The organism is Streptomyces melanosporofaciens (assembly GCF_900105695.1).
GTDB classification, from domain to species: Bacteria; Actinomycetota; Actinomycetes; order Streptomycetales; family Streptomycetaceae; genus Streptomyces; species Streptomyces antimycoticus.
Window position 1 is genome coordinate 6,201,056 of record NZ_FNST01000002.1, and the last position, 26,470, is coordinate 6,227,525.

26 protein-coding genes, 6 tRNA genes and 1 pseudogene are annotated in these 26,470 nt (G+C 70.7%); 23 read left to right on the top strand and 10 right to left on the bottom strand.

Annotated elements, in window-relative coordinates; genetic code table 11:
* The 4 genes from BLV72_RS29730 to BLV72_RS29745 all read right to left on the bottom strand — a co-directional run bounded on the left by BLV72_RS29730 (position 1) and on the right by BLV72_RS29745 (position 340).
* Positions 1–72: transfer RNA gene (locus BLV72_RS29730), tRNA-Val, on the bottom strand.
* A 23-nt stretch (positions 73–95) separates the two neighbouring features.
* Positions 96–167: transfer RNA gene (locus BLV72_RS29735), tRNA-Val, on the bottom strand.
* Position 168: 1 nt separating this feature from the next.
* Positions 169–239: transfer RNA gene (locus tag BLV72_RS29740), tRNA-Cys, on the bottom strand.
* Between the two features lie 28 nt (positions 240–267).
* Positions 268–340, bottom strand: a tRNA-Gly gene (locus BLV72_RS29745).
* Positions 341–500: 160 nt separating this feature from the next.
* Between BLV72_RS29745 and BLV72_RS29750 the strand changes: the two genes are divergently transcribed.
* From BLV72_RS29750 to BLV72_RS29760, 3 genes are all read left to right on the top strand, one after another.
* A complete protein-coding gene (locus BLV72_RS29750) occupies positions 501–1,556 on the top strand; it encodes a chorismate-binding protein (RefSeq protein WP_093466100.1) in 1,056 nt (351 codons plus the stop codon).
* Positions 1,553–2,380 carry an aminotransferase class IV gene (locus BLV72_RS29755; protein WP_093466101.1) on the top strand — a complete coding sequence of 276 codons (828 nt, stop codon included), beginning with the start codon at positions 1,553–1,555 and terminating at the stop codon, positions 2,378–2,380. Before BLV72_RS29750 ends, BLV72_RS29755 begins: the two co-directional genes overlap by 4 nt.
* Positions 2,381–2,449: 69 nt before the next feature.
* On the top strand, positions 2,450–3,295 hold the full coding sequence (locus BLV72_RS29760) for a GNAT family N-acetyltransferase (protein WP_093466103.1): 846 nt from the start codon (positions 2,450–2,452) through the stop codon (positions 3,293–3,295).
* 93 nt (positions 3,296–3,388) lie between these two features.
* On the opposite strand, the gene BLV72_RS29765 is transcribed toward BLV72_RS29760, so the two are convergent.
* Entirely contained in the window at positions 3,389–3,904 is a 516-nt protein-coding gene (locus BLV72_RS29765) for a DsbA family protein (RefSeq protein WP_167746416.1), read from the bottom strand.
* 132 nt (positions 3,905–4,036) lie between these two features.
* Between BLV72_RS29765 and BLV72_RS29770 the strand changes: the two genes are divergently transcribed.
* Together BLV72_RS29770 and BLV72_RS48080 are read left to right on the top strand one after the other, a co-directional pair.
* Positions 4,037–4,495: a hypothetical protein gene (locus BLV72_RS29770; RefSeq protein ID WP_093466104.1), complete on the top strand. Its 459-nt coding sequence runs from the start codon at positions 4,037–4,039 to the stop codon at positions 4,493–4,495.
* Between the two features lie 68 nt (positions 4,496–4,563).
* Complete coding sequence (locus tag BLV72_RS48080) at positions 4,564–4,737, top strand: hypothetical protein (RefSeq protein WP_165455915.1); 174 nt, start codon at positions 4,564–4,566, stop codon at positions 4,735–4,737.
* 56 nt (positions 4,738–4,793) lie between these two features.
* Here BLV72_RS48080 and BLV72_RS29775 read toward each other — a convergent pair whose 3' ends face one another.
* Both BLV72_RS29775 and BLV72_RS29780 read right to left on the bottom strand, forming a co-directional pair.
* Positions 4,794–5,363, bottom strand: a complete 570-nt coding sequence (locus tag BLV72_RS29775; RefSeq protein WP_059147953.1) for a CGNR zinc finger domain-containing protein — start codon at positions 5,361–5,363, stop codon at positions 4,794–4,796.
* A 312-nt stretch (positions 5,364–5,675) separates the two neighbouring features.
* Positions 5,676–6,089 carry an SsgA family sporulation/cell division regulator gene (locus BLV72_RS29780; RefSeq protein ID WP_003959770.1) on the bottom strand — a complete coding sequence of 138 codons (414 nt, stop codon included), beginning with the start codon at positions 6,087–6,089 and terminating at the stop codon, positions 5,676–5,678.
* A 190-nt stretch (positions 6,090–6,279) separates the two neighbouring features.
* Between BLV72_RS29780 and BLV72_RS29785 the strand changes: the two genes are divergently transcribed.
* The 11 genes and pseudogenes from BLV72_RS29785 to BLV72_RS29835 all read left to right on the top strand — a co-directional run bounded on the left by BLV72_RS29785 (position 6,280) and on the right by BLV72_RS29835 (position 13,763).
* Positions 6,280–6,735: a TIGR02611 family protein gene (locus tag BLV72_RS29785; protein WP_093466106.1), complete on the top strand. Its 456-nt coding sequence runs from the start codon at positions 6,280–6,282 to the stop codon at positions 6,733–6,735.
* 66 nt (positions 6,736–6,801) lie between these two features.
* Positions 6,802–6,873, top strand: a tRNA-Val gene (locus BLV72_RS29790).
* Positions 6,874–7,185: 312 nt separating this feature from the next.
* Positions 7,186–8,466, top strand: coding sequence for an ABC transporter substrate-binding protein (locus tag BLV72_RS29795; RefSeq protein ID WP_093466107.1), 1,281 nt, complete (start codon positions 7,186–7,188; stop codon positions 8,464–8,466).
* A gap of 11 nt (positions 8,467–8,477) precedes the next feature.
* Complete coding sequence (locus BLV72_RS29800) at positions 8,478–9,479, top strand: carbohydrate ABC transporter permease (protein WP_093466109.1); 1,002 nt, start codon at positions 8,478–8,480, stop codon at positions 9,477–9,479.
* A 115-nt stretch (positions 9,480–9,594) separates the two neighbouring features.
* Positions 9,595–10,455, top strand: coding sequence for a carbohydrate ABC transporter permease (locus BLV72_RS29805; protein ID WP_093466110.1), 861 nt, complete (start codon positions 9,595–9,597; stop codon positions 10,453–10,455).
* A 7-nt stretch (positions 10,456–10,462) separates the two neighbouring features.
* Positions 10,463–11,074, top strand: a complete 612-nt coding sequence (locus BLV72_RS29810) for a YesL family protein (protein WP_244321082.1) — start codon at positions 10,463–10,465, stop codon at positions 11,072–11,074.
* A 47-nt stretch (positions 11,075–11,121) separates the two neighbouring features.
* Positions 11,122–12,299, top strand: a pseudogene (locus BLV72_RS48870) (exo-rhamnogalacturonan lyase family protein).
* Positions 12,300–12,357: 58 nt separating this feature from the next.
* Positions 12,358–12,621 (top strand): exo-rhamnogalacturonan lyase family protein, encoded by a 264-nt coding sequence (locus tag BLV72_RS29820; protein WP_093466113.1) that lies wholly within the window; start codon positions 12,358–12,360, stop codon positions 12,619–12,621.
* A 4-nt stretch (positions 12,622–12,625) separates the two neighbouring features.
* On the top strand, positions 12,626–13,114 hold the full coding sequence (locus BLV72_RS29825) for an SRPBCC family protein (RefSeq protein WP_093466115.1): 489 nt from the start codon (positions 12,626–12,628) through the stop codon (positions 13,112–13,114).
* 67 nt (positions 13,115–13,181) lie between these two features.
* Positions 13,182–13,256, top strand: a tRNA-Val gene (locus BLV72_RS29830).
* 135 nt (positions 13,257–13,391) lie between these two features.
* The gene (locus tag BLV72_RS29835; RefSeq protein WP_093466117.1) at positions 13,392–13,763 is read left to right on the top strand and encodes a VOC family protein; all 372 of its coding nucleotides are present in this window, start codon (positions 13,392–13,394) and stop codon (positions 13,761–13,763) included.
* A 27-nt stretch (positions 13,764–13,790) separates the two neighbouring features.
* Here BLV72_RS29835 and BLV72_RS29840 read toward each other — a convergent pair whose 3' ends face one another.
* Positions 13,791–14,516, bottom strand: a complete 726-nt coding sequence (locus BLV72_RS29840) for a 3'-5' exonuclease (protein WP_059147949.1) — start codon at positions 14,514–14,516, stop codon at positions 13,791–13,793.
* A gap of 162 nt (positions 14,517–14,678) precedes the next feature.
* Here BLV72_RS29840 and BLV72_RS29845 point away from each other — a divergent pair, with 162 nt between their 5' ends.
* The 4 genes from BLV72_RS29845 to BLV72_RS29860 all read left to right on the top strand — a co-directional run bounded on the left by BLV72_RS29845 (position 14,679) and on the right by BLV72_RS29860 (position 19,229).
* Positions 14,679–15,257 (top strand): DUF4365 domain-containing protein, encoded by a 579-nt coding sequence (locus BLV72_RS29845; RefSeq protein WP_093466118.1) that lies wholly within the window; start codon positions 14,679–14,681, stop codon positions 15,255–15,257.
* Positions 15,257–16,459 carry a hypothetical protein gene (locus BLV72_RS29850; protein WP_093466120.1) on the top strand — a complete coding sequence of 401 codons (1,203 nt, stop codon included), beginning with the start codon at positions 15,257–15,259 and terminating at the stop codon, positions 16,457–16,459. Before BLV72_RS29845 ends, BLV72_RS29850 begins: the two co-directional genes overlap by 1 nt.
* A 132-nt stretch (positions 16,460–16,591) precedes the next feature.
* Complete coding sequence (thrS, locus tag BLV72_RS29855; protein ID WP_093466121.1) at positions 16,592–18,571, top strand: threonine--tRNA ligase; 1,980 nt, start codon at positions 16,592–16,594, stop codon at positions 18,569–18,571.
* A gap of 91 nt (positions 18,572–18,662) precedes the next feature.
* Positions 18,663–19,229, top strand: a complete 567-nt coding sequence (locus BLV72_RS29860) for an HIT family protein (RefSeq protein ID WP_093466123.1) — start codon at positions 18,663–18,665, stop codon at positions 19,227–19,229.
* 79 nt (positions 19,230–19,308) lie between these two features.
* On the opposite strand, the gene BLV72_RS29865 is transcribed toward BLV72_RS29860, so the two are convergent.
* Together BLV72_RS29865 and BLV72_RS29870 are read right to left on the bottom strand one after the other, a co-directional pair.
* A complete protein-coding gene (locus BLV72_RS29865; RefSeq protein WP_208905775.1) occupies positions 19,309–20,961 on the bottom strand; it encodes a hypothetical protein in 1,653 nt (550 codons plus the stop codon).
* A 234-nt stretch (positions 20,962–21,195) separates the two neighbouring features.
* On the bottom strand, positions 21,196–23,403 hold the full coding sequence (locus BLV72_RS29870) for an elongation factor G-like protein EF-G2 (RefSeq protein WP_093466126.1): 2,208 nt from the start codon (positions 23,401–23,403) through the stop codon (positions 21,196–21,198).
* A 206-nt stretch (positions 23,404–23,609) separates the two neighbouring features.
* Here BLV72_RS29870 and pgsA point away from each other — a divergent pair, with 206 nt between their 5' ends.
* Genes pgsA through BLV72_RS29885 form a run of 3 tightly spaced genes read left to right on the top strand, consistent with a single transcriptional unit; the run spans position 23,610 to position 26,376 of the window.
* Entirely contained in the window at positions 23,610–24,278 is a 669-nt protein-coding gene (gene pgsA / locus BLV72_RS29875) for a phosphatidylinositol phosphate synthase (protein WP_093466127.1), read from the top strand.
* Entirely contained in the window at positions 24,275–25,219 is a 945-nt protein-coding gene (locus BLV72_RS29880; RefSeq protein ID WP_093466129.1) for a phosphatidylinositol mannoside acyltransferase, read from the top strand. The genes pgsA and BLV72_RS29880 overlap by 4 nt, the downstream gene beginning before the upstream one ends.
* Entirely contained in the window at positions 25,216–26,376 is a 1,161-nt protein-coding gene (locus BLV72_RS29885) for a glycosyltransferase family 4 protein (protein ID WP_093466130.1), read from the top strand. Before BLV72_RS29880 ends, BLV72_RS29885 begins: the two co-directional genes overlap by 4 nt.
* Positions 26,377–26,470 lie beyond the last annotated feature (94 nt).

Below are 26,470 nucleotides of genomic sequence, written 5' to 3' on the forward strand. Positions count from 1 at the left end.
TGCGCGATACTGGGATTGAACCAGTGACCTCTTCCGTGTCAGGGAAGCGCTCTCCCGCTGAGCTAATCGCGCAGGTGGATCCGCGAGGATCCGAGTGGACGATACTGGGATTGAACCAGTGACCTCTTCCGTGTCAGGGAAGCGCTCTCCCGCTGAGCTAATCGTCCGAGGTGGAGACGGGATTTGAACCCGTGTAGACGGCTTTGCAGGCCGTTGCCTCGCCTCTCGGCCACTCCACCAACCGTGGAGGTCGAAACCCCCACTCCGAGCGGACGACGAGATTCGAACTCGCGACCCTCACCTTGGCAAGGTGATGCTCTACCAACTGAGCCACGTCCGCAGGTGTCGTATGTCCGGGGCGCTTCCGCGTCCCGGCGACGTGTTGAACTCTAGCGGATTCCCCGGCCAGCTCAAATTCCGTTTCCGCAGCGTGCTGCCCTGCTCGGCTGCCACACGCCCTCCCGAGGCCGCCCTGACCTGGGCACCATAGACTCGCAACCGTGCACGATCTGCCCCCGCTCGCCCGCTTCGGCGGCCTGCTCGCCACCGATCTACGCGATGTGACCAGCGACCCGTCGGCCCTGGACACCCAGGGTTTCTGGGCCGTAGTCGCGGACTTCGAGGGCCGTCTGGTCTGTGCACGCTTCGGGGACGTACGGACCGAGCCCGTGCCGCCCCCCGCGCCCGGCGGCTGGTACGGCCCCGCGGCCGGGGAGTGGACCTCGTCCCTGGACCGGGCCGCCTACACCGCCGGGGTGCGCGGCATCCGGCGGCGCATCGCGGCCGGCGAGGTCTACCAGGCCAATCTCTGCCGGGTGCTGACCGCGCCGCTGCCCGATCCGGCCATGGCCGATGTGGACGCGCTGACCGCGCTGCTGGCCCTGGGCAACCCCGCCCCGTACGCGGGCACCGTAAGGCTGCCCGGCCGTGGGGTGGAGGTCGCCACGGCCTCGCCCGAACTGTTTCTGCGGCGCACCGGGCGCACCGTGGAGTCCGGCCCCATCAAGGGCACCGGCCGCGGCCCCGAAGACCTGCTGGAGAAGGACCACGCCGAGAACGTGATGATCGTGGACCTGGTCCGCAACGACCTGGGCCGGGTCTGCGCCACCGGCTCGGTGACCGTCCCCGCCCTCTGCGCGGTCGAACCGCATCCGGGACTGGTCCACCTCGTCTCCACGGTGCGGGGCGAACTCGCCCCCGGCACCGGCTGGCCGGAACTGCTCGCGGCCACCTTCCCGCCCGGATCGGTCACCGGCGCGCCCAAGTCCAGCGCGCTGCGCGTCATCGAGGAGCTGGAGACCGCGCCCCGCGGCCCGTATTGCGGCGGCATCGGCTGGGTCGACGCCGACCGCGGCACCGGTGAGCTGGCGGTCGGGATACGCACCTTCTGGATCGACCGCGGCCCGGCCGGGGCCGTGCTGCGGTTCGGCACCGGGGCGGGCATCACCTGGGGCTCCGATCCGGAGCGCGAATGGGACGAAACGGAACTCAAGGCCGCCCGGCTGCTCGCGGTAGCGTCGGGCGTACAGCAGCCGACGGGAAGGGCGACACGATGAAACCGGCCATCTGGCTCGATGGATCCCTCTGCGACGCGGACAGCGCCAGGGTGTCCGTCTTCGACCATGGGCTCACGGTCGGCGACGGTGTCTTCGAGACCGTCAAGGCCACCGAGGGACAGCCCTTCGCCCTCACCCGCCATCTGCGGCGGCTGGCCCGCTCTGCCGAGGGCCTGGGACTTCCCGAGCCGGACCTGGACGAGGTGCGGCGGGGCTGCATGGAGGTGCTCAAGGCCCACCCGGTGCCGTTCGGGCGGCTGAGGATCACCTACACCGGCGGACTCTCGCCGCTCGGCTCCGACCGGGGCACGGCCGGGCCCACCCTGGTGGTAGCGCTGGCCGAGGCGTCCCGACGGCCCGACGCCACCGCCGTGATCACCGTCCCCTGGGCGCGCAACGAGCGCGGGGCGCTCGCCGGTCTGAAGACCACCTCGTACGGCGAGAACGTGGTCGCGCTGGCCCGTGCCCGTGAGCAGGACGCCTCCGAGGCCCTCTTCGGCAATACGGTCGGCGCGCTCTGCGAGGGCACCGGCACCAATGTCTTCGTGGTCCTCGACGGCGAGCTGCACACCCCGCCGCTCTCCTCCGGCTGCCTCGCCGGGATCACCCGCGCCCTGGTGCTGGAGTGGGTGGGCGCCAAGGAGACCGATCTGCCGCTGGAGGCGCTGAGCCGGGCCGAGGAGGTCTTCCTGACCTCCACGACCCGCGACGTACAGGGCGTGCACCGGGTGGACACCCGCACCCTGCCCGGCGCCCCCGGGCCGGTCACCGCCGACGCCCTGCGGATCTTCACCGAGCGGGCCGCGGCGGACATCGACCCCTGACCTGCCGGTCGCGGCGGATCCGCGCCGAAAACGGGTGACGTCGGCCCGGCGGACCGGTAGAACACCCTCGTGACCACCACTCTGCGGCCCATCGCGCCCGAACAGCCCACCGAAGGCGGCGGGCGTGCCCGCTCGTACGAGGTGTGCGTCAACAGCCGCCCCGTCGGCTCCCTCCAGCTCACCACCGACGCCCGCCTGGGCCCGGCGGCCGGGCGCATCGAGCGGCTCCACATCGACGAGGGCGAGCGGCACCGGGGCCGCGGCACGGTCGCCGCGCTCGCCGCCGAGGAGGTGCTGCGCGGCTGGGGCTGCACCCAGCTGGTGGTGAGCGTCCCCGCATCGGCCACGACCGCCCTCGGGCTCGCGGCCGCGCTCGGCTACCGCGAGCGCGGCCGCAATATGGTCAAGCGGCTCACGGAGCCGCCCGCACTGCCCGGGGACAGCGCGATACGCCCCATGGCGGAGGCCGAGTACCCGGTGTGGCGCGCCCGCGAGCGGGCCGGATACATCGCCGACCTGCTGGAGCGCGGAGTCACCCGGCAGCAGGCCGAGACCAAGGCGGACACCGACTACGCGACGCTGCTGCCGCAGGGCCCGGACACCCCGGGGGCCCTGCTGCGCGTCCTCGCCCACGGCGGTGCGGACGTGGGCACCCTCTGGGTCGCGCTGCGCGAGGGGGAGCCCGACGCCGCCGAGAGCGGGGAGGCGTACGTCTTCGCCGTCGAGGTCACCGAGGAGCACCGTGGCCGCGGACACGGCCGCACCCTGATGCTGGCCGCCGAGCGCGCGAGCCTGGCGCACGGGGCGCGCAGCCTGGGCCTGCATGTCTTCGGCGGCAACACCCCGGCGCTGCGGCTGTACGAGTCGCTGGGCTACGAGCCGACCGAGTACCAGCTCTACAAGCCGCTGCTCTGAGGGCCGGCTCCGAGGGCCGGCTCCGAGGGGCCGCCGCTCCGAGGGCCGGCCCGAGGGTCTGCTCCAAGGGCCTTCCGTAGCCCTGCCGGGGCCTTACGGCCGCTCGGCGACGAGGCGGGCGGCGATCTCCTCGATGCGCTCCCGCAGTCCCTCCTGGCTCTTGCCGCCGTCCAGCCGTTCGCCGCCGATCACATACGTGGGGGTGCCGGTGACCCCCATCGCCTTGCCCTCGGCCTGGTCCGCGTCCACGATCAGGATGTGCCGGCCGTCGACCAGCGCGGTGTCCATCTCCTCGGCGTCCAGCCCCAGTTCCCGGGCCACCTCCACCAGCAGCGGCTCACCGCGGGTGCCGAGCTCCTCGGTGCGCTCCAGGACGGCCTCGACATACGGCCAGCCGCGCCCCTGTGCGATGGCCTCCTCGGCGGCCTGGGCCGCCGCGTGGGCGTGCCGGTGGCGCTCCAGCGGGAAGTGGCGCAGCCGGATGTCCAGGGCGTCCTGGAAGCGGTCGCGCAGTGCGCGCAGATCCCCCAGGGCGGTACGGCAGTCGGGGCACTGCAGCTCGCACCAGACGTCGAGCACGGGGCGAGGGGAGGGGTCGGTGTGGCTCATGGGGCCAGTCTTCCAGCCCCTGGTCCCCGCTCCGTACCCGGAGATGTCCCTGATCCCGGGCCGGGGCCATGGCCCCGGCCGTCCTACGGGGTGCACGATGGACATACCGGAACGCCAGTCGCGGGAGGAACGATGCTGACCGACACCATCTGTGCCGCGCTGTCCGCGGCCGGTCTGGGCATCGCCGGGGTGACCGCCTACCGCAAGCGGTTCCTGGCCGCGACCCGGATCGCCGCCTACGCCCTGGTCCCGCTGGGCCTGGCGATGACCGGCATCCTCGACTGGGTCGCCGACCTGGTCTTCAAGCCGACCGTCTGGCTGGGCTTCGGCGTGCTCGGCCTCTCCTGGGTGCTGTTCATGATCAGCCGCGCGGTCGAGCGCCGCTCCGGCGGCACCCGTAAGGAGCGCAAGGCGGCGGCCGCGGCCGAACGGGCCGGGGTGTCCGCGGGGGCCTCGGAGCCCGCGCTGGGGCCCGGCCGAGGAGCCGCCGGGGCGAAGGCCGCGGAGCGGCCGAAGGCCAAGGGCGGAACGAGCTCTGGCACAGATGACTTCTCCGACATCGAGGCCATACTCAAAAAGCACGGGATCTGACAAGCGACCGATCAAAAAACGATCACCGGTCGCAGGCGGGGTGAGGGCTGGGTCATGATCTCCGCGAGATGTTGCAATCACCGCCCGGGGAGCAATCCCCCATCGAAGGACCCCCTGTTCCGCCGAGCGACGAGACCCGTGGCTGTCTCTTCGCCCTCTCGCAGCCGCCGCTGATGCTGTTCCTGGCGTTCATCGGCACCCTGCTCTTCGTGACCGCCGTTCACGACCTCCACCGGTGGTGAGCCGGCGCCCCGCCCGTTCCCCCTCCGCCCGGCCGCCGACCGCCCGGCGCGGGCGGTCAGCTCGCGGCCTCGCGGCGCCGGGCGCGGTACGCGGCGACATGCAGCCGGTTGCCGCAGGTGCGGCTGTCGCAGTAGCGCCGGGAGCGGTTGCGGGACAGGTCCACGAAGGCGTGGCGGCAGTCCGGGGCCTCACAGCGGCGCAGCCGCTCCCGCTCGCCCGCCACCACGAGGAACGCCAGCGCCATGCCGCAGTCGGCGGCGAGGTGGTCGGCCAGCGAGGCCCCGGGCGCGAAGTAGTGCACATGCCAGTCGAAGCCGTCATGGTCGGTGAGCCGGGGTGTGGTGCCGGCCGCGGCGATCATCGCGTTGAGCAGCTCGGCGGAGCGGCGGGTGGCGGCCTCGTTCCCGGCCGCCGAGAAGACCTCGGCGAACCGGTCCCGTACGGCCCGGACCGCGGTGAGGTCGCGCTCCCCGAGCGTGCCGATGTCGCTGATGTCATTGCGCTCGACGAACCGGCGCAGGGCGGCGACATCGGCGAGGTCATCCTGGTCCGCGCCCTCGGGCGCGGTGTTCACCAGATCGACGACCGCGTCGAGCGCGCACCGGGTGTCGTGGTTGATCAGCACGATTGGCTCCCTGGCCGGCTGGGTCGGCGGCTGCCCCTGGGCTGCCCTCGATCTGCCCGACTCTAGCCCTGCCGGGCGCCGGGCGGTCACCGGACGGCCCCGGGCGGGCATGCGACGGGGCCGCGCCGACACGCGACGGTGCCGTCGCCGCGGGGGGTGCCGCGGCGACGGCACCGCCGCCTGCCTCTGCCGTTGTCGGTTGCCGTGGTCGGGATGGTCGGTACTGAAAGGTTGCGCATGTCGTGTAGATCGCGCCCAGGCTTGCGCCGTCTCCCCGAGTCGGACGGCCGAGCGCTCAGCTCTCGCCGGGTCTCAGCTCTCCGCCAGGATGTGGGAGAGCTCTGTGTCGAGGTCGAAATGGCGGTGTTCGGTACCGGGCGGCACCGCCGCGTCGGTTCGCTTCAGGAACGACTCCAGGGCCCGCGCCGGGGCTTCGAGCAGTGCCTCCCCCTCCGGGGAGCTCAGGGCGATGCAGACGACTCCCTGGCCGTGGCTGCGGGACGGCCACACACGGACGTCGCCGGTGCCGGTGGGCCGGTGCAGGCCCTCGGCGAGAAGATCGCGGGCAAACACCCATTCGACCGTCTCTTCGGCTCCGGTGTGGAAGGTGGCGTGCACGGCGTAAGGGTCGGCCGTGTCATACCGCAGGCCCGCGGGTACAGGCAGTGAGGATTCGCTCGACACAACGAGGCGCAGGTGCAGCTCGCAGCTGACCGTGGTGTTCATAAGCGCCAGGGCCTTTCGCTCAGTGTGCGCTCGGGGATTCGCACGTCGGCGAAATCGACATGCCACCTACGGTGCCGTTGTAAACCCCTCTGACCGTTTTGCGGCGCTTCCGGTAGCTCTTGCGGCCCAGCTCCGACATGAGTACTACCGCCGTTCCGGTGACTTCAAATGATCAGGTAGGTTGGGTCACATGAATGCGGAGAGTGACGGGCGGCGGGGGGCTGCCGAAACGGCGCCCCAGGCCGCGACGGGGGGCGATGCGCCGAAGCGGGAGCCGGTATGGGGTTCCCGGGCGCCGCGGTTCATCAAGCGGTCGCGCCCGCTCCACCTGAGCTGGCAGGTCGGCGTCTTCGTCGTCGGCCTCGGGGTCGTGGGTCTGGGCATTCTCCTGCTGCCCCTGCCCGGTCCGGGGTGGCTGGTGATCTTCGCCGGAATGGCGATCTGGGCGACCGAGTTCGTCTGGGCCCAGCTGGTGCTGGCCTGGACCAAGCGCAAGGTCACGGAGGCGGCGCACCGCGCCCTGGATCCGAGGGTGCGCCGGCGCAATCTCATACTGACCACGATCGCGGTGGTGATCTGCGCCGCGGCGGTGACGGTCTACGTGTGGAAGTTCGGCATCGTGATGCCGTGGAAGATCGAGCAGTGACCGGTCCGGGGTCGTAGGACTGGTCATGAGCACGGTCCGGCATACGCTAATGTTGGCCGTGCGCCAGGGCGATTAGCTCAGTGGGAGAGCGCTTCGTTCACACCGAAGAGGTCACTGGTTCGAACCCAGTATCGCCCACCCTGGACCGAGGGCCCGGAAGGCATCCGCCTTCCGGGCCCTCGGCGTTGCCGCATGTCCGAAGGTGTCCGGCGGCTGTCCGAAGGTGTCCGGCGACGGGAGTCCGTCGATGCCGTCCCCGGCGGTGTTGACGGGAGTCCGTCGATGCCGTCCCCGGCGGTGTTGTCGAAGCGCTTCGCCTCAATCCTGATCGATCCTGTCCGAACCGTTGACGTATGCGTCGCTGGTCCTTAACTTGTCCCGGCAAGCGCTTGCCTAAAACGTTTCAACCAACGGGGGCAGTCGGACGGCCTGCCCGGGGAGGGGCGTGTCATGGGTGCTCGGCTATGGACGGCGAGGGCGAGAGGGGTCCGTGCGGTCGCGGCCGTGGTGGCCGCGCTGGGGCTGCTGGCCACCGGCTGTGGTGGGGGGAGTGGCTCGGGGGACGGCAAGGTGACCATCCGCTACTCCTGGTGGGGCGCCAAGGACCGCGCCGAGCTGATTCAGAAGACGGTGAAGCTGTTCGAGAAGGAACATCCGAATATCAAGGTCAAGACGGACTTCTCGGAATACACCGACTTCTGGAGCAAGTTCAACACCCAGGCCGCGGGCGGAAACGCCCCGGACGTCTTCCAGAACTCCTACGCCTTCCTGCGCAAATACGGCGACAAGAACCTGCTGCTGGATCTGAATGGTCAGGCCAAGGCCGGAAATCTCAGCCTGAAGGGTTTTCGTAACGGGCTGGAGAAGGCCGGGGATATCGACGGCAAGCTCCTGGGAGTGCCGGTCGGCGCCAATACCTTCGCCCTCTTCTACAACCCGGACGCGTATCGGAAAGCCGGAGTGACCGTCGAGGCCGGATGGACCTGGGACGACTTCTTCGCGGCCGCCGAGAAGGTGCGCAAGAGCGACGACACGCTCTACGGCGCCAGCGACAACGCCAATGTGATGTATCTCTACGACCTGTATCTGCGGCAGAACGGCAAGGCGTTCTTCACCAAGGACAGTGAGCTCGGCTTCACCGAGGACGACCTCACGAAGTGGTGGGGCCGGTGGCAGCAGCACGCCAAGGCCGACGAGCTGGTGCCCGGCAAGAAGTCCGAGCAGGCCAAGCCCAAGGCGTCGATCAGCGCCGACCTGTCGGCCTCCGAGTTCACCTGGGACAACTTCCTGGTCCGCTTCGCCGCCGAGACCAGGACCGACCTCGACCTCGGGCCGATCCCGACCACCGACGGCAAGCGGACCGGCCAGTACCTCTCCTCGCTGATGCTCAGCGGCTCCGCCCGCACCCAGCACCCCAAGGAAGTCGCCCAGTTCATCGACTTCATGACCCATGACCCCGAGGTGGGCAAGATCATGGGCTACAACCGCGGCATCCCGGCCACCAACTCCCAGTACGACGCCTATAAGCCCCAGGGCGTCGACGCCAAGATCGCCGCGTATGAGAAGAGCGTGAGCGCCAAGCTGGAGCCGATCACCCCGCATCCGGCCGGTGCCGATGTCGCCGAGGCCGCCTTCCTGAGGATCTACACCCAGGTGGCGCTGGGGCAGACCTCGATGGGCAAGGCCGTCGACCAGTTCTTCAACGAGGCCGAGTCCGCGCTCGGTTCGTGAGGAGAGCTTCCGTGACACCGACCACGACGCGTGCGACGGACGGAGCGCGGCCTCCCATCGGGAAGTCCCGGGCCGCGGCCGCCCCCGGCACCCGCCCCGCTCCCGCGGCGGAGCGGCGCCAGGGCCGCCGCGAGAACCTCGCGGGCTATCTCTTCCTGACGCCCTGGTGCATCGGAATCCTGCTGCTCACCCTCGGCCCGATGCTCGTCTCGCTCTATCTGGCGTTCACCGACTACAACCTTTTCGACTCGCCGCGGTGGATCGGGTTCAGGAACTTCCAGGACCTCTTCCAGGACGACCGCTGGTGGACCTCGGTCGAGGTGACGCTGAAGTACGTACTGATCGGCACCCCGCTGAAGCTGGCGGCGGCGCTCGCCGTGGCGCTGCTGCTGGTCAAGCCCCGCAAGGGCCAGGGCTTCTACCGCTCGGCGTTCTACGCCCCCTCGCTCATCGGCGCCAGCGTGAGCGTCGGCATCGTCTGGCGGGCGATCTTCAACGACGACGCGATCGTCGACAAGTCGATGAGTCTGTTCGGATGGGACGTCGGTGGCTGGATCGGCGACCCGGACTGGGCGCTGCCCACCCTCATCACCCTGACCGTCTGGCAGTTCGGCGCGCCGATGGTGATCTTCCTGGCCGGGCTGAAGCAGGTGCCGGGCGAACTGTACGAGGCCGCCGAGATGGACGGCGCCGGCCGCTGGCGGCGGTTCCGGTCCATCACCCTGCCGATGATCTCACCGGTGCTCTTCTTCAACCTCCTGCTGGAGCTCATCCACTCGTTCCAGGTCTTCACCTCGGCGGTGGTGATCGCGGGGTCGGGCACCAACACCGGCGGACCGGGCGACTCCCTGCTGGTCTACGGCTGGTACCTCTACGAGCAGGGCTTCCGCAATCTGCGCATGGGTTACGCCGCCGCGATGGCCTGGATGCTGATGCTCGGCATCGGCCTGGTGACCGCGGTGCTGTTCAAGACCCAGCGCGGCTGGGTGCACTACGAGGAGGATGCCAGATGAGCGTGTCCCGGCGCGCTGCGCGGGCTGGGCTGAGGAGCCGCGCAGTGACGGAGGAGCGAGCAGTGACGAAGGAAGCCCGCGCCTGGGAGCGCGCCGGGACTGAGCGGGAGGCGCCGTGAGTGCTTCTGTGGCGGTCGGGCGGCAGCGCAGGGCGCGCTCCGTGATCTGGCATGTGGGGGCGCTCGCCGTACTGGCGGTGATCCTCTACCCCGTGGTGTGGGTGATCGGCGGCTCGTTCAAGCCCGGTGACCAGATCATCGGCAGCCTCCAACTGCTCCCGACCGATCCGATCACCGACAACTACCGACGGCTCAGCGATGGCATCGCGGACGTGCCGATCTCGACCTTCTTCACCAACTCGCTGCTGCTGGCGGGCGGTTCGGTGATCGGCGTACTGTTCTCCTGCTCGCTGGCGGCCTACGCCTTCGCCAGGATCCGCTTCGCGGGGCGCGACGCGCTCTTCACGCTCATGATCTCCACCCTGCTGCTGCCGTTCCAGGTGCTGATCATTCCGCAGTACATCCTGTTCCAGAAGCTGGACCTGATCAACACGTATGTGCCGCTGCTGCTCGGCAAATACCTGGCGGCGGACGCCTTCTTCGTCTTCCTGATGGTGCAGTTCATGCGCGGGCTGCCCCGGGAGCTGGACGAGGCGGCCCGGCTGGACGGCTGTGGCCATCTGCGCATCTACTGGAACATCGTGCTGCCGCTGTGCCGCCCGGCCCTCATCACCAGCGCGATCTTCACCTTCATCTGGTCCTGGAACGACTTCATCGGGCCCCTGCTCTATCTCAACGAACCGGACAAGTACACGGTCTCGCTGGGCCTGAAGCTCTTCATCGACCAGGACTCCGTCGCCGACTACGGAGGCATGGTCGCCATGTCGCTCGTCGCCCTGCTGCCGGTGCTGCTGTTCTTCCTGGCCTTCCAGCGCTATCTGGTCGAGGGCGCGGCGACCTCCGGACTGAAGGGCTGAGGCGGCCATGGGAAGCGCTATGGGCCAAGCCGCCGTACGACGCACCGCGCGGCGGCCCGCCCGCGGCACACTGCGCTTCGCGCTGTTCGCCGAATGCCTGCTGACCGGCGTCTGGATGGTGCTCGCCGCCCTCCCGGTGATCACCCTGCTGCCCGCCTTCGCCGCCGGCTGTGCGCACCTTCGCCGTCATCTGGACGGTGAGCGGTCCACCTGGCGGGACTTCCTGGCCGGGCTGCGGGAGGCCACCCGCAGCGGCTGGCGGTTCTCCCTGCTGTGGTGGGCGGCGCTCGCGCTGCTCGCCTTCGATCTGCGGGTGGCCCGCACCGGAGCCCTGCCCGGCGGGCCCGCGCTGATCGCCGTCAGCGTGGCCGGTCTGCTCGCGGTGCTCGTCCTCGGGCTGCGGACGGCGACCGTACGGCGGCCCGGTACCGCCTGGCCGACCGCCGCCCGTACCGCCCTACGCCAGGGCCTGGCCGCCGACCCCGGCGGATCGCTGCTGCTCATCGGCGGGCTCGCGGTGCTCGCCGTCGCCGCCTGGCAGATGCTGCCGCTGATCGCCCCGGCGGCGGGAGCCCTCGCGGGCTGTGCGGTCGCGGTGGAGCGCCGCGCCCGCGCCTGACCGGGCACCGCCGGCACCCAGCGGGCGCCACCTGCCACCAGCCCCCCGTGCTCGCCCGACGCAACCTCCTCAAGGCCGCCGCCGTCACCGGCGCCGCCATACCGTTCTCCTGGCTGCTCGCCAAGAACGCCCCGCAGGCCGCCGCCGACACCCCCGCCGAGAAGTCCGCCGACGAGCCCGTGGACATCACCTGGCTGGAGGAGAGGGCGGCCTGGGCGCGGCCGCGGGCTCCACCTTCGGCGTCCCCTGGCCCAAGGGTGCCCACCCCGGCGACCGGACCTTCGCGCTGACCACCGCCGACGGCGAGGAGGTGCCCCTGCACTTGGGACACCGCCCACTGGCCCGACGGCTCGCTCAAGTGGACCGCGCACGCGGCGGGGGAGGGGCTCACCGGCAGCGCCTACAAGCTCACCACCGGCACTACCCGCCGCGCCCGCCAAGAGGGTCACCGTCGCCGAGAGCGGAGGCAGGATCACCGTCGACACCGGGGTGACCCGGGCGGCAGCGCCGCGTGGGAGCGGTTCGACGGCGAGATCAGCGGGGCGAAGGTCGAGCAGCGGGCGCCGTGCGCGCCGTCGTCCGCATCGACGGCAAGCACCGCAAGGGCTGCCGGGCCTGGCTCCCCTTCAGCGTCCGGCTCTACTTCTACGCGGGCGCCGAATCGTTCCGCATGGTGCACACCATCACCTACGACGGCGACCAGACCGCCGGTCATGAGTCTGGGGACTTCGTCCGCGGCCTCGGCGTCCGCTTCTCCGTGCCGATGCGCGACCAGGCGTACGACCGCCACATCCGCGTCGCCGGCGAGGGCAAGGGATTCCTCACCGAGGCCGTCAAGGGCATCACCGGGCTGCGCCGCGACCCCGGCGCGAAGATCCGCACCGTCCAGGTGAAGGGCGAGAAGCTGCCCGACCCGGCCACCTGGGACCAGCGCGGCACGCTCTCTGCCTGGCCCTTCCTCCAGTTGGGACAGCACTTTGCTGACAAGGCCCGCCGGGCCGGGGTGCCGTTCCTCGAAGTGGATCCGGCCCATACCTCGCAGCGCTGTCCGCGCTTGGGGCACACCGGTGGGGCCAACCGACCCGACCGGGACCATTTCCGTTGTCGTCGGTGCGGGCTCGCTGGCCCCGCCGACCTCGTCGCCGGGGTCAACGTGCGCCATCGCGCACGCTCGGCGCGGGTATTCGTCACCATGCCCGTCGCTCCAGGGCCCACCCCGGCCTGAAGCGAGATGCGCCCCGTGACCGGTCCGTCATAGGGGGCAGTCGGGAGCGCGACAAGGTGTGAACCACCGAGCCACCCAAGCTCGGCCGTTCACGGCCGAGAAGGTGACCGAATACCGCGAGGGCGACGGCTACCCCGACGCCACCACCAGATGGAAGACGGTCGAGCTCGAAGGCCCGCAGGTGCTGGAGCCCGGCGTCGAGGCGGCCTGGGTGAGCACCAACGCCACCGCCCAGTACGGCCTCGCCGCGATCCAGAACCTCGCGCTCGTCGGCGACAAGCTGCCGGGCTGGCCACGCGGTCACGGTTCCGACGACACTTGAGGGCATGGACTGGTGCCATTACCGATTCCACAGCCGATGGGACCTCGACGCCGCCCCCGCCGCCGTCTTCATGGCGCTGGCGAACGGCGACGAGTATCCGCGGTGGTGGCCACAGGTCCGTGAGGTCCGGCGGATCGACGAGCGCAGCGGCGCCGCCCGCTTCCGCTCCCTGGTCCCGTACGACCTGCGGGTGATCGTCAGTGAGGCACGCCAGGACCCGGTGGACGGCGTGCTGGAGATCGGCTTCTCGGGCGATCTGGAGGGATGGGCGCGCTGGACGGTGCTGCCCCACGGGACCGGCACCCGCGCCCTCTTCGAACAGGAGGTGGTGGCCCGCAAGCCGCTGCTGCGCCGCCTCGCGCTCCCCGGCCGTCCCGTCTTCCGGGCCAACCACGCCCTGATGATGCGCTCCGGACGGCGGGGGCTGCGGGCGCATCTGGCCGCGCGGCCCGCCGGTCCGGCCTCCCCGCCCTCCGGCGGACATACGGTTTGAACCAGACCCGCCACGACCTGTATTGTTCAGGTCGTTCCGCCGGGGGAGACCCCGATGAGGACAACCCGGGCGATTAGCTCAGTGGGAGAGCGCTTCGTTCACACCGAAGAGGTCACTGGTTCGAACCCAGTATCGCCCACCACCCCATGAGGCCGGGCCGCCAGCAGGCGGCCCGGCCTCATGTCTGTCCGCCGGCAAGGCCGGTCCGTGTGCTTGTCCGGCCAAGAGCTGGGTATCCGGATAAAACTTCCGTGGGTGACGATATGGAGGGGAACTCATGGCCGTAGCCAGCGCAGCCGTCCTGACCCTGGACTGTGCCGAACCCGAAGAGCTCGCCGACTTCTACGCCCGGGTGCTCGGCGCCGAGATCCAGCCGATGACCACCCCCGACCGGCTCGAGATCATCGCACCCGGCGGGTCGAGGATGGCGTTCCTGCGGGACCACGGCTTCGCCCCGCCGAGCTGGCCGCGGCCGGACGACTCCCAGCAGGCCCATCTGGACCTGCTGGTGGAGGACATCGACGCCGCGGAGCGCCAGGTCATCGACCTGGGCGCCCGCCCGCTGGACACCAAGAACAACGGCGGCCTGCGCGACACCCGGATCTACTCCGACCCGGCGGGCCATCCCTTCTCGCTCCGCCGCACCTGAGCCCGCTGGCGCCGCCGCCCCCGAGCGTCAGGCCGCGGCCGCGAGGTCGGGACGCAGCGGCCAGGCGGGATCGCAGACCTCGTCCGAGCCGTTGAGCGCGAACCACGCCTGCAGCCCCCGGGCCTGCGCCGCGTACCAGATCGTCTGGCGGGCGTGCAGCTCGGCGGGTGTGAGCGTCTCCAGACGCGAGGCGAACCGGCGGCCCACCGCCCGCACCACGTGCAGGGAGGCCGCCGCGTCCGCCGCCGCGTCATGCGCGCCGGTCAGCTCCACTCCGTAGTGCGCACACAGATCGAGCAGGGTGCGGCGGCCCTTGCGATAGCGGTCCAGATGCTTGTCCAGCACGCGCGGATCCAGCACGCTCATCGAGCGCAGCGAAAGATAGCCCGCCAGGCTGGAGTTGCGATGCCGCTTCAACTCCCGGTCCAGCAGGGTCAGATCGAACGGCGCGTTCATCACCACCAGCGGGGTGCCCCGCGCGGTCTGCTCGGCTATCGCCCGCGCCATCTCGTCCATCACCGGCGCCGGCCATCTGCCGTGACGCTGCAGATGGGCATCGGTCAGACCGTGTATCTCGGTGGCGGCCGGCGGCACCGGCACCCCCGGACTCACCAGCCAGCGCCGGATCTCCGGCAGACTTCCGGTCCCGCGCTGTACCACCAGCGCCGCCGACACGATCCGGTCATGCTCGACATCGACACCCGTGGTCTCCGTGTCAAAGGCAGCAAGCGGCCCCTCGAACCAGGACGGCATGGCCCCAACTCCTCGTGCTCTTCCCGTCGATGACTCCTGCATCCCGCCCCGACCAGGTGATACCCGGAGCGCGCACCTCGAACCGCCGCTGTTTGCCGAGGTCCTGACGCGGAGACAACACAGGTGTACGTATGCCGGCGACGACCGGAAGGCGTCACGGACATGACGCTCGCGAAACCCGACCCGGCCCCGACGGTGAGCGGCCTTGCCCTGAGCGGAACACCCCCCGCGCGTGGCCAGATCGCGACCACCGCCTGCATGGAGACCCTTCAAGTGGGGTATCTGCACGCGGTCGCCGCCGCCGCGGGCTGCTCACTGGCCCAGCCCTTTCCCGACCACGGCATCGACTGGCATGTCAGCCACAGCGCCCCCGGCCACGCCGTGGACGACGAGGTCACCATCAAGGTGCAGCTCAAGGCCACGTACCAGATCGCACCGGACCCCCCGGGCCCGACCTTCGCCTTCACCCTCGACAACGACCACCTGATCAAGCTGGCCCGGAGCCCGGTCTCCGTGCACAAGATCCTCGTGTTGATGATCGTGCCGCGCAGCCAGGAGGACTGGCTGCGAGCCGGGCATGACCGACTGTCCCTGCGCCACTGCTGCTACTGGATCAATCTGGCCGGCCACCCGATCACGGGCCGCCGCCGGACCACCGTGCGGATCCCGACCTCGCGGGTCTTCGACGACCGCGCGCTCTGCGAGATCATGACCCGGGTCGGGGCGGGAGGGAGACCGTGATGGACCGACCGTGGCCCCAGGACGACCCGGCACCCCCGGCGGTCCCGCACCCCGACGAGACCGATCCGGCCGTCCTCGGCGCCCTGCTCGCCCGGCACGGCTGGCGCCGCCGCGGCGGCACCCCGGGGCGCTACGCCCGCTGGACGCCGCCCGGCCGGACCGCGGGCGCCACCAGCCTGCTGGTGCCCGAGAGCCGGGACTTCCCCGACAGCGGCGATCTGCTCGGCGAGGCGCTGATGGCGCTCAGCCGCAGCGCCGCCCCCTCCGCCCGCGAGGTGCTCACCGGCCTCGCCGTGCCCAGCGACGAGATCCGCTGGCGGCGCGAGGTGCCCGAATCCCCCGGCGGCACCTCCGCCTGGACCGCGCAGGAGCGGCTGCGCGCCGCCGCCCGCGACACCCTGCTGGCCGCGGCGCTCGCCGCCCGCGCCCGGGCGGGCTACTACGGCGCCCGGCACCGCCGCGCCGCCGAGGCGTCCCTGGAGCGGGTGCTGACCGGGCCCCCGGGCGCGGAGTCCGGCGGCCGTGAGCTGACCGTCTTCGTGCCCGTCGCGGAGGACGGCCGCGCCACCGCCGTCACCCTGCTGCGCGCGCTGTACGCCCTCCGTGACGCCGCCGACTACCACCGGACGACCGGCGGCATGGAGGTGTACGACGCGGCGGTCGCGGCGGGGGCCTGCCGGGAGCTGACCGAGGCGGTGGTCGCGCTGGTCCAGGGCACGGAGGGGGCGCGGGTGGCGCTGGAGTGGTCACCGGCCGCCGGTCCGCCGCCGGGGTTCGCGGCCCGGCCCGATCCGGTGGAGTTCTCGCCCGGCGATCTGCCGGGGCTGCGGGAGGCGGGCGCCCGCTATATCCGGGACGAGCCGTCCGTGCCCGTATGCCTCACCGGTGCGGTGGTGCGGCTGCGCCGTACCGGCCCCGGCGGTCCGGGGACGGTGCGGCTGCGGGTGCTCTCCGGGGCGGATGTCCCACAGGTGCGGATCACCCTGGACGAGGAGGATTACCGGATCGCCGGCCACGCCCATCTGGTGGGGCTGCCGATCCGGGTGCGGGGGCGGCTGGAGAGCCGCGGCGGCTTCCGGCGGCTCAGCGGGGCCACCGGCGTCACCCCGGTCCAGGTGGACGAGGCCGAGCGGGACCGGCTGGTCAAATCGCTCCAGGAGAACCTGGACTTCTTCGAGGAGGCATGCGGCGGCGGCCCCTGACCGCCGCCCCGGCGCGTGACGGCGCCCGGCGACGGCGTGCACAACCGTTTCGCGGTCCCACCCGTCGGCTCGGTACGATTCACGCTGCGCCGCATTCGCCGCGGTGAGCCATCCATCAGTCAGGAGAGACCGGTGTCAGACGTCCGTGTGATCATCCAACGCGATTCCGAGCGGGAAGAACGCGTGGTGGCCACGGGCACTACGACGGCGGACCTCTTCTCCGGCGACCGCTCGATCGTCGCCGTGCGCGTGGCCGGACAGCTCAAGGATCTGGCGTACCAGCCGGCCGAGGGCGACGAGATCGAGCCCGTGGAGATCACCAGCAAGGACGGCCTGGACATCCTGCGCCACTCCACCGCGCATGTCATGGCCCAGGCGGTGCAGGAGCTGTTCCCCGAGGCGAAGCTGGGCATCGGCCCGCCGATCAAGGACGGCTTCTACTACGACTTCGACGTCGAGACCCCGTTCCACCCGGACGATCTCAAGCGCATCGAGAAGAAGATGCAGGAGATCCAGAAGAGGGGGCAGCGGTTCTCCCGCCGCGTGGTCACCGACGACGAGGCGCGCGAGGAGCTGTCCGCCGAGCCGTACAAGCTGGAGCTGATCGGGCTCAAGGGATCGGCCGCGGACGCCGCCGAGGGCGCGTCGGCCGAGGTCGGCGCGGGCGAGCTGACCATCTACGACAACCTCGACGCCAAGTCCGGCGAGCTGTGCTGGAAGGACCTGTGCCGCGGTCCGCACCTGCCGACCACGCGGAACATCCCGGCCTTCAAGCTGATGCGCAGCGCCGCCGCGTACTGGCGGGGCAGTGAGAAGAATCCCCAGCTCCAGCGGATCTACGGCACCGCCTGGCCGACCAAGGACGAGCTGAAGGCGTACCTGGACTTCCTCGCCGAGGCCGAGAAGCGCGACCACCGCAAGCTGGGCGCGGAGCTGGACCTGTTCTCCTTCCCCGACGAGCTGGGCTCGGGCCTCGCGGTGTTCCACCCCAAGGGCGGGGTGATCCGCAAGGAGATGGAGGAGTACTCGCGGAAGCGGCACGAGGAGTCGGGGTACGAGTTCGTCAACACCCCGCACATCACCAAGGCGCGCCTTTTCGAGACCTCGGGCCACCTGCCGCACTACATGGACGGCATGTTCCCGCCCATGGAGTTCGAGGGCCAGGACTACTACCTCAAGGCCATGAACTGCCCGATGCACAACCTGATCTTCAGGGCGCGCGGGCGGTCGTATCGCGAGTTGCCTCTGCGGTTGTTCGAGTTCGGCACGGTCTACCGGTACGAGAAGTCCGGCGTCGTCCACGGACTGACCCGGGCCCGGGGCTTCACCCAGGACGACTCGCACATCTACTGCACCAAGGAGCAGATGGCCGATGAGCTGGACAACCTGCTCACCTTCGTGCTGAATCTGCTGCGCGACTACGGTCTGAGCGACTTCTACCTGGAGCTGTCCACCCGGGACGACTCCGACAAGTTCATCGGTGGGCCGGAGCAGTGGGAAGAGGCCACCGAGGAGCTGCGCAAGGCGGCCGAGAAGCAGGGCCTGGAGCTGGTCATGGACCCGGGCGGCGCGGCCTTCTACGGCCCCAAGATCTCGGTGCAGGCGCGGGACGCGATCGGCCGTACCTGGCAGATGTCGACCATCCAGGTCGACTTCAACCAGCCGGAGCGGTTCGAGCTGGAATACACCGCGGCCGATGGCTCGCGTCAGCAGCCCGTCATGATCCACCGGGCGCTCTTCGGCTCGATCGAGCGCTTCTTCGCGGTCCTGCTGGAGCACTACGCGGGCGCCTTCCCGGTGTGGCTCGCCCCGGTCCAGGCGGTCGGCATCCCGATCGGCGACACCCATGTCCCGTACCTGGAGGAGTTCGCCGCGCGGGCCAAGGCGAAGGGCCTGCGGATGGAGGTCGACTCGTCCTCGGACCGGATGCAGAAGAAGATCCGCAACGCCCAGAAGTCCAAGATCCCGTTCATGGTGATCGTCGGTGACGAGGACGTGGCCGGCAACGCCGTGAGCTTCCGCTACCGCGACGGCTCGCAGAAGAACGGCATCCCGATCGACGAGGCGCTGGCCGAGATCGCCGACGCCGTGGAGCGCCGGATCCAGGTCTGATCCACCGCGGTCTCCCACGGAGGCCGGGATTCCGAGGGGCGGCCCTGACCAGGGCCGCCCCTCGGCTCTTCCTCACCGCGGCCGGGCGAATATGCTGGCCCGCATGACGAGTGAGCCGGAACAGCAGATCGGAGTGGGGACGCCTGACGCGTTCCAGCGCCTGTGGACGCCCCATCGGATGGCCTACATCCAGGGGGAGAACAAGCCGACGGGCCCGGGCGCGGGCGATGGCTGTCCGTTCTGCTCCATTCCGGAGAAGTCGGACGAGGATGGCTTGATCATCGCTCGAGGCGCCTCCGTGTACGCGGTGCTCAATTTGTACCCGTACACCGGCGGCCATCTCATGGTCGTCCCGTTCCGGCACATCGCCGACTACACCGAGCTCACCGCCGAGGAGACGATCGAGCTGGCGGAATACACCAAGGCCGCCATGACCGCGCTCCGTACCGCCTCGGGTGCGCACGGTTTCAATATCGGGCTCAACCAGGGTGCGGTGGCCGGAGCCGGGATCGCGGCGCATCTGCATCAGCATGTGGTGCCGCGCTGGGGCGGGGACACCAACTTCATGCCCGTCATCGGCAACACCAAGGTGCTGCCGCAACTCCTCGCCGACACCCGCCAGTTGCTGGCCGACGCCTGGCCGAAGGCCCAGGCATAGCCAAGCAGCCGAGCCGCATGCCGCATGGGAAGGCCCCGGCCGCATGGCCGGGGCCTTCCCATGCGGTGCGTACGGCGGCTTACGCGTCGTACAGGTCGGCCTTCTTCGGGGCCGCCTCCTGGATCTGGCCGCTGAGCGCCAGCGAGCGGTTCCCGAAGCGCTCGGTGTCCACGCCGTGGTGCTTGAGCACCCCGAGGGCCGCCTCATGGACCACCCGCAGCACCGGTGTGGCGGTGCGCAGCGCGTCGTCCGCCATGAACCGGTGCCGCCAGGGCTTGTCCGCCCAGGCGTGCCGCAGACCGAACGGCTCGGGCAGGACCAGCTTGCCCCCGAGGTGGTCCAGTATCGGCGGATACCAGGTGAACGGGGCGCGCGCGGTGAGCCGCACGACCTCCTTGGCGTTCACCAGCGGCAGCGGGATGGACTTGGTCTCCCAGAACCGGAAGGTCTTGGCGACCGTCTTGCTGGGCGCCGACGGCTTGTTGTGGAACAGCGGATGGATCGGGCCCAGCGCATGCCCGGTGACCTCGATCCGCAGCGTCTTGTGCAGCAGGGTCACCGTGATCATCAGGGTGATCACCAACTGGCCGTCCCAGAGCACGAACTGCACACCCAGATAGTGCCGGTCTCCGGAGCCGAACTGCTGCTTGTCGCAGATCCGCTGCAGCTCGACGCCCTTTATCTGGAAGCCCTCCTCCTCGGAGGTGCCGCCGCGCTCGATCGACTTGGCTCCCTCGCCGATCGGTGAGACCACCCAGTGGCGCACGGAGGGCTTGGGGAAGCCGCCGGTGTGCAGCGGGGTGCGCTCCAGCATGCGGAGCTGGTCATGGATCGCGCGTATGACGTCCCAACTGCGGAAGGGGTCGATCTCCTTGTCGGGGTCGGCCGAGACCAGATCCTCGGCCAGCTGCCAGCTGCCCCAGCGGGTGCCCATGCCCAATATGCCCTTGGGGCCGGCGTAGAAGACCACATTGCTGTGCTGCTCGGCGGTGAGCTTGTGGAGCGCCTTGCGCAGCTCCTCGGCGGCGGTCTGGCCCGGGTGGTTGGGCACCGTCTCGGGCACCTTGGCGCCGACGCCGCCGCCCGAGACCAGCCCGCCCCAGGAGTCCCGGAGCTCCTTGGCGGTGCGCTCGCAGATCTGCTTGGCGATGTACCAGCCGATCACGGGGGCGACCACGACGCCGCGCAGATATATCCCCCAGAAGCCGCCGAAGGGCAGCTTGATCAGGAAGATCACGACCATCACGCCGAGCGCCAGCAGCAGCGCCGTGCCGAGTGCCCCCATCCGCTTGTCCTGCGCCCCGGCGACCGAGCGGCGCAGCTGGAAGACGCCGAGCCAGAGCAGTGTCCCGGGCAGGAACAGCAGCCCGAAGATCACCATGACGGCGGTGAGCCGGGCGTCGCGGGTCTTGCGGATGCGGTTGGCGGCCAGACAGTGCTCGACGACCGTCTGCGGCTCTATGCCGAAGGACTGGACCACCTGGCCCCGGCCGCCGCCGAGCATTCTCGTCTGGACGGCGCGCGCGAACGCCTCGCCCAGGTTCGGCTCGAAGAGCGACATTCTCGGCGCCTTGACCTCGGAGACCGTCCACTCCGAATTGGCGTCGAGCAGCTTTGCCACGGGGTCGTCGCGGTAGGCGGCCGAGGCGAGTGCCTGGGTCGCTGCCGTCTGTCCCGCCGCTCCCGAGAGGGGAACCTGCGCCCCGGGACTGAAGTCGAATCCGTCCGTCACCAACGCCCCCAATACGGCACGCTCTTGCGCTGCGACCTCAGCGTATCCGGGGTGTGCACCGCCTGTCGCCAGTGCGTGTGCGGCCTGTGGAAAACCCTGGTGGCGCGGGCCACCCGCGGAACGGCCGCCGGACGGCGGACGGCGAAGGCCCGCCCGCCCCGGCGCGGTGGGGGCGGGCGGGCCGTGAAATACGCCCTGGGCCGAGAGTGAGATACGCCACGGGCGGGCCGTGAACTACGCCTCGGCGGCCACTTGTTCGCGCATCCGCTCGGCCAGCTGATGGGGCATCGCCTCATGCCGGGCGTAGCAGCGGCTGAACCGTCCCGTGCCGTGCGACAGCGATCGCAGATCGACCGCGTACCGGCCGATCTCGATCTCCGGCACATCCGCCTTGATCAGGGTCTGTCCGCCACCCGACTGTTCGGTGCCGACGACCCGGCCGCGCCGGCCGGACAGATCGCTCATGACGGCGCCGACATAGTCGTCCGAGACCAGTACGCCCAGCTCCACCACCGGTTCCAGCAGGTCGATCCGGGCGTCGGCGGCCGCCTCGCGCAGCGCGAGCGCGCCCGCCGTCTGGAAGGCGGCGTCGGAGGAGTCCACCGAATGCGCCTTGCCGTCGAGCAGCGTGACGCGCACGTCGACCAGGGGGTAGCCGGCCGCGACGCCGCGCGCCGCCTGCCCGCGTACGCCCTTCTCGACGGACGGGATGAACTGCCGGGGCACCGCGCCGCCGACGACCTTGTCCACGAATTCGATGCCCGAGCCCTCCGGCAGTGGCTCCACCTCGATCTCGCAGATCGCGTACTGCCCATGGCCTCCGGACTGCTTGACATGGCGGCCGCGCCCGGCCGACTTGCCCGCGAAGGTCTCGCGCAGCGAGACCTTGTACGGCACCGCGTCCACCTGGACCCCGTACCGGCTGCGCAGCCGTTCCAGCGCGACGTCCATATGCGCCTCGCCCAGGCACCACAGCACCACCTGGTGGGTGTCCGGGTTCTGCTCAAGGCGCATCGTCGGGTCCTCGGCGACCAGCCGGGACAGCCCCAGCGACAGCTTGTCCTCGTCCGGTTTGCTGTGCGCCCGGATGGCCACGGGCAGCAGCGGATCGGGCATCTGCCAGGGCTCCATGAGGAGCGGCTCGTCCTTGGCGGAGAGCGTGTCGCCGGTCTCGGCACGGGTCAGCTTGGCCACGCACGCCAGATCGCCCGCGATGGCCTGGGCGAGGGTGCGCTGCTGCTTGCCGAAGGGCGCGGACAAGGCGCCCACCCGCTCGTCCACGTCGTGGTCCTCATGGCCGCGGTCCTCCATACCGTGGCCGGAGACATGGACGGTCTCGTCGGGGCGGAGCGTACCGGAGAAGACCCGCACCAGGGAGATCCGGCCGACATACGGATCGGAGGAGGTCTTGACCACCTCGGCGGCCAGCGGCCCTTCCGGATCGCAGCTCAGCGGCGGGCGTGCGGCCCCCTGCGGGGTGGTGACGGCGGGCGTCTCGCGCTCCAGCGGGCAGGGGAAGCCTCCGGTCACCAGGTCCAGCAGTTCGACGGTGCCCAGGCCCTGCTTGGACCCCTCGGCGGCGGGTGCCGCCGCCAGTACGGGGTGGAAGCTGCCGCGTGCGACGGCCTTCTCCAGGTCCTCGATCAGCGTCTTGACGTCGATCTCCTCACCGCCGAGATAGCGGTCCATGAGGGTCTCGTCCTCGCTCTCGGCGATGATCCCCTCGATGAGCCGGCCGCGGGCCTCCTCGACCAGCGGCAGCTGGTCCGCCCGGGGCGGCGATTCGGTGCGCACCCCCGAGGAGTAGTCGAAGACCCGCTGGGTGAGCAGCCCGATGAGGCCGGTCACCGGGGCGTGCCCGTCGGGCCCCGGCTCGCCGCGCAGCGGCAGGTAGAGCGGCAGGACGGCGTCGGGGTCGTCGCCGCCGAAGCTGTCCCGGCACAGCTCGGTCATCTCCTCGAAGCTGGCGCGCGCCGCTTCCAGGTGGGTGATCACGATCGCGCGGGGCATTCCGACCGCGGCGCACTCGTCCCAGATCATGCGGGTGGCCCCGGTGATGCCCAGGGCGTCCTGGGCGGCCGAGACAACGAAAAGGGCCGCGTCCGCCGCTCGCAGACCGGCCCTGAGTTCCCCGACGAAATCGGCGTAGCCCGGGGTGTCCAGGAGATTGATCTTCATCCCGCCCCATTCGACGGGGACCAGGGACAGCTGAATCGAACGTTGCTGCCGGTGCTCGATTTCGTCGTAGTCGGAGAGGCAGCCGCCGTTCTCGACTCTGCCCGCCCGGTTGACCGCGCCCGTCGCCAGTGCGAGAGCCTCCACCAGCGTCGTCTTTCCCGTCCCACTGTGGCCGACCAGAACCACATTCCGCAGGGAGCTGGGCCGGTCGGCCGCCGCTGCCCTTCCGGCGGCCCCTGGGTGTGTACTCGTCTTGTCGCCCATGTGTCTCGCCTCCCGGTCGACACCTTGCGATACTTCGAGCTTTCCACCGCTGTAACGGTGCGTCCATACGTCACACATGCGGCCGTAGCGCGCGTGGGGTCACGGAGCTGTCCGACAGGTGCACGGCGCCCCTCCGGGGCGTGGCTACGATGGGCGCGCCGGTGGCCTCTTGACCACCCGGCCCGTATCGACCCCCCGGGAAGGCCATGCTGAACAAGTACGCGCGTGCATTCTTCACGCGTGTTCTCACACCGTTCGCCGCCCTGCTCATCCGTCTCGGGATCAGCCCCGACGCGGTGACCCTCACCGGCACCGCCGGCGTGTGCGCGGGCGCACTGGTCTTCTACCCCCAGGGGGAGTTCTTCTGGGGAACGGTCGTCATCACGCTGTTCGTCTTCTCCGACCTGGTCGACGGCAATATGGCGCGGCAGCTGGGACGCTCCAGCCGCTGGGGCGCGTTCCTCGACTCCACGCTGGACCGGGTGGCCGATGGCGCGATCTTCGGCGGTCTGGCGTTGTGGTACGCGGGCAGCGGGAACGACAATGTGCTGTGTGCGGTGACGATCTTCTGCCTCGCCAGCGGCCAGGTGGTCTCGTACACCAAGGCGCGCGGCGAGAGCATCGGGCTGCCGGTGAACGTCAACGGGCTGGTGGAGCGCGCCGAGCGGCTGGTGATCTCCCTGGTGGCCTGCGGCTTCTCGGGTCTGCACAAGTTCGGCGTGCCGCATATCGACATCCTGCTCCCGATCGCGCTGTGGATCGTGGCCGTCGGCAGCGCGGTGACCCTCGTCCAGCGGGTGGTGACCGTGCGCCGGGAGGCAGCCGAGGCGGACGCCGAGGAGCGGGCGGTGCCCCAGGGGGGCGAGACGCGGTGAAGGACAGGCTGACCGACGCGCTGTACGGGCTCGGCTGGGGCGCGGTGAAGAAGCTCCCGGAGCCGGTCGCCGTGCGCCTCGGGCAGCGCATCGCCGATGAGACGTGGAAGCGGCGCGGTAAGGGCGTGCTGCGGCTGGAGGCCAATCTGGCGCGGGTGGTCCCGGACGCCTCGCCGCGGCGGCTGGCCGAGCTGTCGCGGACGGGCATGCGCTCGTATCTGCGCTACTGGATGGAGTCCTTCCGGCTTCCGGCTTGGAGCCCCGAGCGCATACAGAGCGGCTTCGACGTCAAGGACCTGCACTATCTGGTGGACGGTCTCGCCGAGGGCCGGGGCGTGGTCCTGGCCCTGCCGCATATGGGCAACTACGACCTCGCCGGGGCCTGGGTGACGACACATCTGGGGGTGCCCTTCACCACGGTCGCGGAGCGGCTGAAGCCGGAGTCGCTGTACGACCGGTTCGTGGCCTACCGCGAGGGGCTGGGCATGGAGGTGCTGCCGCATCAGGGCGGGAGCGCGTTCGGGACGCTGTCGCGGCGGCTGCGCTCGGGCGGTCTGGTGTGCCTGGTGGCCGACCGTGATCTGTCGGCCTCGGGCGTGGAGGTGTCGTTCTTCGGCGAGCGGGCGAAGATGCCGGCCGGGCCCGCCGCGCTCGCCCTGCAGACCGGTGCCCTGCTGCTGCCGGTGACCCTCTGGTACGACGAGTCGCCGGTGATGCGCGGGCGGGTGCATCCGCCGGTCGAGGTGCCCGCGGACGGGAACCGCGCGGAGCGGACCGCCGTCATGACCCAGAAGATGGCCGACGCCTTCGCCTCGGGGATCGCCGAGCACCCGGAGGACTGGCACATGCTGCAGCGCTTGTGGCTCGCGGATCTGGATCGCGGTCCCGGAAGTCCTGGAACTCCCGAAAGTCCCGGAAGTTCCGGAATGGAGAAGCCTTGAGGATCGGGATCGTCTGCCCGTACTCCTGGGATGTCCCAGGCGGCGTCCAGTTCCATATCCGCGATCTGGCCGACCATCTGATCCGGCGCGGCCACCAGGTCTCCGTGCTGGCCCCGGCGGACGACGAGACGCCGCTGCCGCCGTACGTGGTCTCGGCCGGGCGCGCCGTGCCGGTGCCGTACAACGGCTCGGTGGCCCGGCTGAACTTCGGCTTCCTGTCGGCCGCGCGGGTGCGCCGCTGGCTGCACGACGGCGGCTTCGACGTCATCCACATCCATGAGCCGACCTCGCCCTCGCTGGGGCTGCTGGCCTGCTGGGCGGCCCAGGGGCCGATCGTCGCGACGTTCCACACCTCCAATCCGCGCTCCCGGGCCATGATCGCGGCGTATCCGATCCTGCAGCCGGCGCTGGAGAAGATCAGCGCGCGCATCGCGGTGAGCGAGTACGCGCGCCGGACGCTGGTGGAGCACCTCGGCGGCGACGCGGTCGTCATCCCCAACGGCGTCGATGTGGACTTCTTCGCCGACGCCGAGCCGAAGGAGGAGTGGCAGGGGGAGACGATCGGCTTCATCGGCCGGATCGATGAGCCCCGTAAGGGGCTGCCGGTGCTGATGCGCGCCCTGCCGAAGATCTTCGAGGCCCGGCCGGGGGCGCGGCTGCTGATCGCCGGGCGCGGCGACGAGAAGGAGGCCGTGGCCGCTCTGCCGGCGCCGCTGCGGGAGCGCGTCGAGTTCCTGGGAATGGTCAGCGACGAGGACAAGGCGCGGCTGCTGCGCAGCGTCGATGTCTATGTCGCGCCCAATACGGGCGGCGAGAGCTTCGGCATCATCCTCGTCGAGGCCATGTCGGCGGGCGCCGCGGTCCTCGCCAGCGATCTGGACGCGTTCGCCCAGGTGCTGGACGGGGGAGCGGCGGGTGAGCTGTTCGCCAACGAGGACGCCGACGCCCTGGCGGCGGCCGCGGTGCGGCTGCTGGGCGACGACAAGCGGCTGGCCGAGCTGCGGGAGCGGGGCAGCCGCCACGTACGGCGCTTCGACTGGTCGACGGTGGGCGCGGACATCCTCGCGGTCTACGAGACGGTGACGGACGGGGCGGCGTCCGTGGCCGCGGACGACCGTATGCGGCTGTGGGCGCGTCTGGGACTCGCCAGGCCCTAGCGGGGCCCAGGGGCGGCTCGGGAGGGGCGTAGGGCACCGTACACGGCCGCTCCGGGCGACTCCGGCGTTGAGGGCGCGACCCCGGACTCCCGGG